Here is a 3,795-nt window from a genome sequence, read left to right on the forward strand (position 1 = left end):
GCCCGCCCTTCGGCGTGCCGTTAGGGCGGGCCCGGCGGCCGAACGGACCAATCGGCGATGGGAGGGACGGGGCGCGGGGCAAGCGTGAAGGCGTGTCAGACATGAACGCATCCGCATCCAAGCGAATCGGCCTCGGATTCGTGGGCGCCCTCCTCGCGGGCGGCCTGCTGCTCGCGGCATGCGCCGCCCCCGAGGGCCGGGCCCACGCCAAGGACCCGGGCGACGTGGTCTTCCGCCACCCGGGCGTCGTCGTCAGCCACACTCGGCTCCAGCACGCGAAGCAGATGGTCGCCGCCGGCAAGGAGCCGTGGACCTCGGCGTACCAGGCGCTCCTGAAGAGCCGTTACGCCTCCCTCGCCTACCAGGCGCATCCGGTCGGCGTGGTGCCCTGCACCTTCGGCCCGGGTCCGCGGTCCTGCCTCGACGAACGGCAGGACGCGATCGCCGCGTACACCCACGCCCTGCTGTGGTCGGTGAACGGCAGGGCCTCCCACGCCCGCAAGGCCGTGCAGATCATGGACGGCTGGTCGGCCGTGATGAAGCGTCACTCCGGGGGCGACGCGGGCCTCCAGGCCGCCTGGTCCGGCTCCACCTGGGCCCGCGCCGCCGAGATCGTCCACGCCGGCTACCCGCACTGGGGGGACGAGCGGGTCGCCCGCTTCAAGGAGATGCTGCGCACCGCCTACCTCCCGGCCGTCCGCGCGCAGGTGCCGGCGCGCGGCGGCAGCTCGGAGCTGGCCATGACCGACGCCGCCCTGAGCATCTCCGTCTTCCTGGAGGACCGGGACGTCTTCCGGGAGTCCCTGGAGCGGTTCCGCGAGCGCGTCCCGGCGTACTTCCGCCTCAAGCGGGACGGGGCGCACCCGCCCGCCCCGCCGCGGACCGGCACCGACTCGCCGGACAGGGCCGCGGCGTACCGGTTCGGCCAGGGGGCGTACGCCGACGGCACCGCCCAGGAGACCTGCCGCAACCTCATGCACGTCGGCCACGCGCTCGCGGCGTCCGCGCACATCGCGGAGACGGCCTGGCACCAGGGCGTCGACCTGTACGGGGAGCAGGGCGAGCGGCTCCGGGCGGCACTGGAGTTCCACGCGAAGTACCAACTGGGCGAACGGGCCCCCGGGTGGCTGTGCGGCGGCAGGCTGGAGCGCACGATGGGCCCGGACCTGGAAGTGGCGCTCCAGCACTACGCGGTGCGGACGGGCGCGAAACTCCCGTACACCCGCGAGCTGGTCGAGAAGACGCGGCCGGCCGGGACGGACGGCCTGTTCGTGGCCTGGGAGACTCTCACCCACGGGGAGGCGGCGCCGGCCGCCTGAGGCGCGGCCGCACTCAGGCGTCCACGGGGTGCCAGGCCGGGCCGTCCCCGTCCTGCCGGACGTGCCCGAACACCACGTCGGCGAAGTGGACGCCGAAACCGATGGTGCCCGGCTCCGCCAGCTCGGCCACCAGCCGGCGGCGATGGACGGCGGTCAGGGCGAGGTCGTGGTCGAAGGCCGAGGACCAGTCGGGGTGGTCGATCTGGATCGGCGAATGGACGGCGTCGCCGAAGGCGATCAGGCGTCGGCCGCCCCCGGTGATGACGTACTCGGCGTGCCCGATGGTGTGGCCGGGGGTGATCCGCACGCGGACTCCGGGGAAGACCTCCTGCCCGTCGTGAAGCGTGCGCACGCGCGGGGCGAGGGCCGCGACCCGCTCGGTCGTGCCCTCGGCCGCCAGGAGGTCGAGCCGGTCCCACTCGGGCCCGGCGATCAGGTACTCGGCGCGGGGGAAGAGGGGCGGCACGCCCTCGGGGGAAGGGTGGACGGCCCAGCCGATGTGGTCGGAGTGGAGGTGGGTGAAGGCCACCGCCTCGATGTCCCCGGGGGCGCGCCCGAGTGCGGCCAGGCTCTCGGGGAGCGCGCCTCCGTGGATCACGCCGACGGGGCCGTCCGGGACCCGGAGCGTCTGCGGACCGAAGCCCGCGTCGATGAGCAGGGCGCGGCCGTCGTGCTCCACCAGCAGGCCGCCGACGCTCGCCACGAGGTGGCCCGCGGCGTCCAGGTACTCCGGGTGGGCGGTCCACACCTCGTCGGTGCTGTCCGGGAGCAGCGGCAGCGGCCGGAGCCGTACGTCGCCGTCCGGCACGTAGGAGACCTTCGTGTCGCCCAGCCACAGCGAGCGGATTCCCGCGGGCCGGTGCAGTCGTTCGTCGCGCGCCGTCGTCAAATCGGGCATGAGGGCTCTCCTGTGAGTGGTCGTCAGGCCGCCGCCGGCCGGTCTGTCGGGGCGGTGGGCCTACCATAAACATCAAGTTTGAATCATTCAAGTTGTAAATATTCTGGCTTGAGGGACTTGTTAAACTGGCGCCATGACGACACCTCCCGAGCGCCAAGCCATCGCCGAGCGGCAGCTGTGCGGGCTGGTGGACGGGCTGGCCCACCGGATCGCCGAGCACGTGCGGGAGCGCGCCGCCACCCTGGGCCTCACCGCGTCCCAGGCCACCGCGCTGCGGGAGATGAGCGGGCCGATGACCATGCGGGACCTCGCCGAGCGCATGAGCTGCGAGCCCTCCAACGCCACCTTCGTCGTCGACAAGCTGGAGAAGCAGCACCTGATCGAACGGCACCCGCACCCCACCGACCGCCGCGCCAAGCAGCTCGTCCTCACGCCCGAGGGCACCGCCCTGCGCGCCCGGCTCCTCGACCTCCTCGCCGTGGATTCGCCGGTGTCCGGGCTCGCCCCGGAGGAACAGGGCGTGCTGCGGAGCCTGCTGGAGCGGGCCGTCACCTCCCGTTGACCGGTGCCGCGTAGGGTCGGGCGCATGACGATCGAGGAACTGGGCCGAGCGAGGTACGTCAGTCTCACCACCTTCCGCAAGGACGGCACTGCGGTGGCCACGCCGGTCTGGGCGGTGGGGGACGGCGGCGAGCTGTACGTCTGGACGCGCAACGACGCGTGGAAGGTGAAGCGGATCCGCAACAACGGCCGGGTCACCGTCGTGGCCTGTGACGTACGCGGGCGGGTGGCCGACGGGGCCGCGGTGTACGAGGGCGAGGCGCGGCTGCTGGACGCGGCGGGGCTGAAGCGGGTGCGGAAGCTGATGCTGCGCAAGTACACCTGGCAGTTCTGGATGCTGGACGTGCCGGCCGCTCTGGTCCGGCGCGAGCGGCCGCACACCGCGATCGCGGTCAGGCTTGCCCCGCCCGCCGTCAAGCTTTGAGACTCCTGTAGCCCGCCCGTAACACGGGTGGGATCCAATGCGGGGATGGAGACCGCGACTTCGCAGGTGATCGGCCAACTCTCCCGATACATGCGGGGATTGACGCAGCGACTGGATCCCGGGAGCGGCTGGTACGGGGAGTTCCTGCGGCGGGACCCCGAGGGCATGCGGGCCTGCCTGGACGGAGCCGCGATGCCTCCGTGGGACGTACTGGAGTCACTGCTCGGGGACTTGGTTCCGTCTGTGGGCCCGGAGGCGCTCGCGCGCGAGACGCAGTACGCGGCCGGACTGCGGGCCGGGGCCGTCGGCGTCTGGGACCGGTTGCCGGGCGGGGTGGAGGAACTGCACACGCTGCTCGCCTCGGCCGCCGAACAGCGCGCCCGGGCCCGGGCGGCCCTGCGCGCACTGTCGGCGCGGCTGGCGGAAACGACGGACCCGGCGGAGGCGGAGGCGCTGTCCCGGGAGCTGTCCTGGACCCGGGACGACCACGCCCGCGCGACGGCCCGCCACGAGGACCTGGCGACCCGCCTGGAGGCGGTGGCCCCCGGGGCGGACCGGCGGGAGACCGACCGGCCCGGGCATCCGTCGCCGGC

The 3,795-nt window shown here is 73.4% G+C and carries 4 protein-coding genes and 1 pseudogene; 4 read left to right on the forward strand and 1 reads right to left on the reverse strand.

What is annotated here, in order from left to right:
- Positions 1–101 precede the first annotated feature (101 nt).
- Complete coding sequence (locus tag ABZY57_RS32275) at positions 102–1,319, forward strand: alginate lyase family protein (RefSeq protein ID WP_356518029.1); 1,218 nt, start codon at positions 102–104, stop codon at positions 1,317–1,319.
- Between the two features lie 13 nt (positions 1,320–1,332).
- On the opposite strand, the gene ABZY57_RS32280 is transcribed toward ABZY57_RS32275, so the two are convergent.
- On the reverse strand, positions 1,333–2,217 hold the full coding sequence (locus ABZY57_RS32280; RefSeq protein ID WP_356518031.1) for an MBL fold metallo-hydrolase: 885 nt from the start codon (positions 2,215–2,217) through the stop codon (positions 1,333–1,335).
- 133 nt (positions 2,218–2,350) lie between these two features.
- Here ABZY57_RS32280 and ABZY57_RS32285 point away from each other — a divergent pair, with 133 nt between their 5' ends.
- The 3 genes and pseudogenes from ABZY57_RS32285 to ABZY57_RS32295 form a co-directional block, all read left to right on the forward strand.
- The gene (locus ABZY57_RS32285) at positions 2,351–2,779 is read left to right on the forward strand and encodes a MarR family transcriptional regulator (protein WP_356518033.1); all 429 of its coding nucleotides are present in this window, start codon (positions 2,351–2,353) and stop codon (positions 2,777–2,779) included.
- Between the two features lie 24 nt (positions 2,780–2,803).
- Positions 2,804–3,202, forward strand: coding sequence for a PPOX class F420-dependent oxidoreductase (locus ABZY57_RS32290; protein ID WP_356518035.1), 399 nt, complete (start codon positions 2,804–2,806; stop codon positions 3,200–3,202).
- A gap of 45 nt (positions 3,203–3,247) precedes the next feature.
- Positions 3,248–3,795: pseudogene (locus ABZY57_RS32295) on the forward strand (hypothetical protein); the annotation flags it as partial.

This window comes from Streptomyces sp. NPDC006450, assembly GCF_040612195.1.
Lineage (GTDB): Bacteria > Actinomycetota > Actinomycetes > Streptomycetales > Streptomycetaceae > Streptomyces.

Excerpts from the sequence above, each read along its gene's own strand:
- ABZY57_RS32290 (WP_356518035.1), top strand. The coding sequence starts at position 2,804 with ATGACGATCGAGGAACTGGGCCGAGCGAGGTACGTCAGTCTCACCACC.
- ABZY57_RS32275 (WP_356518029.1), top strand. The coding sequence starts at position 102 with ATGAACGCATCCGCATCCAAGCGAATCGGCCTCGGATTCGTGGGCGCC.
- ABZY57_RS32280 (WP_356518031.1), bottom strand. The coding sequence starts at position 2,217 with ATGCCCGATTTGACGACGGCGCGCGACGAACGACTGCACCGGCCCGCG.
- ABZY57_RS32285 (WP_356518033.1), top strand. The coding sequence starts at position 2,351 with ATGACGACACCTCCCGAGCGCCAAGCCATCGCCGAGCGGCAGCTGTGC.